Below are 3,440 nucleotides of genomic sequence, written 5' to 3'. Positions count from 1 at the left end.
GAGAACGTTCCCGGGTGGTTTACTTCATACGTAGCTCCTGTTGCACCTGTAATCGGTTGTGGTACTCCCGCTGCATCATTCTCATACCATTGGAACGTATGCGTTGTAGCATCCAATCCGCTGTTGATGATATGCGTACTCAATACCGTACCTGTTTCTTGATCAATACATACAAATCCTGCATTTGGTGTCGGTTCCGGTAAACGGTGTACCGTGATATTGAATCGGATTTCAGCAGGACATCCGTAAGCACTATACGTATTTTTAACTACGGCAATGATTTCGTGTGTCAGGTAATCCGTGATCGTATACGTTGCCGGTGTTGCAATTGGTGTTCCGTTGGCTAAATCAGCATCCGAAGCATAGTAGCTCACGCTAAAGTTCGGATCAGCTGCCTGTACAGGACCTAAGATCGTAGCATCTAAATCATTCAAGTTAAACGTTTCCGTTTGATCATTTAGATCATCACATCTGTCGATATCCGCTACATCGGTAGCTTCCGATCCTCGCTCCACAAATAATTGGAAGCTGGCCGTATTGTAACATCCTGTTGCGGTGTTTACCACACGTACATAGATGGTTTCACCATTCACGGTACTTGGGTGACTGGTTGCCAGTGGATTTGCTCCGGTATCCGCATCTGCCTGGCTAGCATGGTAGCTTACCGTGTAACCTGCTGGACCTTGTCCGGCTAATGCTTCAGGAGTTTTCGTACTTAAATCAAACACGCCACTTCCTGTGAATGGAATCTGACACATATGGTAATCCGTTACCGGACCAGCCGCTGGTCGTGGGTTTACGATTAATGGTTGTTCTACTACTAACGAACAACGGTCACGGTTGTTAGCCGGTGCTGTTGTTACACGTACCCATACGCTGGTTAAAGCGTTTCCGTTGGCATCCATATTTTGCCAGTTGGTTGGCGTAGCAATCGCGTTGGTTCCCGCTAAAGCATCCGCCTGAGTTGGGTGGTACGTTAATACGTAGTTCGCGTTATTTAAGATGTAGCTCGCATTTTGCGTTACATCAAAGAACGTGATTCCGTCTCCAGGGTAATCATCATCACAGGTTACAAGTGGTGCCGGATTGAATTTCGGTTCCGGTAGTGGCGTAACACGGATGGTTAACGTTACATAACTACTACAGCCTGCTCCGCTTACTACTTCTACTAATAACGTCTGTACTGTAGCCGTGTTGTGGAACGCGGTTGGATCGGTGATCAACGTAGCCGGGTTCGGTGGTAAGGCCGTACTGCTGTAATAGTTAAATGTATATCCTGTGGCACCTCCGGTGATTTGTGCCTCACGGATCGTTAGGTCAAAAATTTGACGCTGATCGTTTGGTAAAGCATCATCACAAAGGGTAATCTCGTCCGGTTGTGTTAATTGTAGCGGACTGTTTACAATCAGTTTAAAGCTGCCGATAGTGAAACATCCTGTTGCTTTATGCGTAACACGTACCCAGATCGTTTGTCCGTTGGTTCCGATAAAGTTCCCGTTGGATACAATAAATGGCGTACCATTCTGAGCATTGGTTTGTGAAATATAGTAGTTCACTTCATAATCCGATGCCGCTCCTGGTTGCGCTGCTAAGATTGTAGCAGTGTGTACCGTTAAATCAAACATCGTCTGGTTGTCATGCGGATTCGAATCCGTATCACACTCTGCAAGATCCAATAACGTTGGCATGATTGGTGCCGGTTCTACCAGTAAGTTGAACGAGTAAACGCTCTTACATCCTGTTACCGTATTGGTTGCCAATACCCATAGGGTTTGTGTCCAAGGGTTGATGTTTTGGTACGGTTGAACCGTGATTGGGAACAATCCGTTTTGTGCATTTTGCTGTGTCTCGTGGAAGCTTAATACTACGTTAGCTTCACCACTTAACATACCCGGAATTAAAGTCGTTAGATCAAAGTCTCCGATTCCATCGTTGTTCGTTCCGTCACATGTCGTTACCGGAGCGGTTGGCATTACCAATACCGGTAGTGGCTCAACCCGCAAGTCCATTGCCGTTACCGTGTAACATCCTGTTGTACTATTGGTCACACGTACAAAAATCGTTTGTACTGTGGCTACTTCATTCGTATATAATGTTGGTAATTCCGTTCCGGCTGTTCCGGCATCAGCTAAAACCTGGGTTTTATAGAATTTAACTTCCAAGCCAGTTGTTGTTCCGATGATTTCCGGAATCTTGGTCGATAGATCGAATTGCTCGTATAACGCCTGTCCGGTGTAATCACACAAGGTATACGCCGGTACCGGGTTTGGCACCGTTGGTAATGGGTTTACGATTAGATCGAATGATCCTACTGCGATACAGCCGGATGCATTTTCCAACTGGTACCAGATCGTTTGTGGATTTGTTGCATTAGTATAAGCAGCCGCTCCTGTAATCGGATTCGTTCCTGCCAATGCATCCGCTTGTGTAGTGTAATACGTTACGTTCACTCCTGCCTGACCATTGATCGCTTCGGTATCTTTAGTCGTTAGGTTGAAGATTTCAAATCCGTCTCCCGGAGTACTGGTTTCACATAATTCGTAATCCGTAATATCTCCTTCTACAATACGTGGTCTTTCGTTAACAATTAAAGTTAAGGTACTGAAAGAAGCACAAGCATTTACTCCGGTGTTTACCACACGGATATATAAAATTTGTGTATGCGGGTTGATGTTTGTGTACATCGGCATTGCAATCGGGTAGTTCCCTAACTGCGCATCTTCCGGTGTTTCGTGGAAGGTTACCGTTAAGTTCGGATCTCCTCCGGTGATTTCTGCGATTTTAACACTTAAATCAAATGTTTCAATTCCGTCGTCATAGTTTGAGTTACAAACTTCTAGTGGCGTCGGGTTGAAAATGGTTGGCGCTACTACTGTAGTTACCGTATGGCTCGCTGTTTGCGGTTGACTACAGTTTGGTGTACCGTTACTTTGTACGCTTACCAAAGTATACGTAACCGGTCCGGTTAATGCTCCTGTGGCAACTGTAGCCGTTCCGGCACTGTTTAAAGTAATTGTAAATTGTGTCGGATCCGTTCCAATGGTATAGGTTACTGTAGCATTTGGGGTTCCGTTGAATACAATATTCGCGGAACTTCCTGAACATACCGAAGCTGGTCCGGTTACTGTTGCTACCGGTAAATCTTTAACTCCGATTGTTACCGATGTACTGATGTTTCGCGTACATACCAAAGGTCCTGCTGTACTTACGCTAACCAGGCTATAAGTAGCCGGAGCCGTTAATACAGGAGTCGTAATCGTTGCCTGACCTGCTGCATCAAGAGGGATAGTTGTCTGAGTCGTTCCGTCACTATACGTAACCGTTCCGTTAGCTGGCCCTGTAAAAGTCACAACAGCGGTATCACCAGAACAAATTAATGCCGGTGCACTGATTGTTGCTGTTGGTAATGGGTTTACTGTGATTGTAACACTGCCGGTTAA

The 3,440-nt window shown here is 45.6% G+C and carries 1 pseudogene; it reads right to left on the bottom strand.

From position 1 onward, the window contains the following. Positions 1-3,440, bottom strand: a pseudogene (locus E6C50_RS17815) (hypothetical protein); the annotation flags it as partial.

This window comes from Flavobacterium supellecticarium (assembly GCF_004801375.1).
GTDB classification, from domain to species: Bacteria; Bacteroidota; Bacteroidia; order Flavobacteriales; family Flavobacteriaceae; genus Flavobacterium; species Flavobacterium supellecticarium.
The sequence above is the reverse complement of the archived record's forward strand: the minus strand, read 5'-3'. Positions and strand labels throughout refer to the sequence as shown.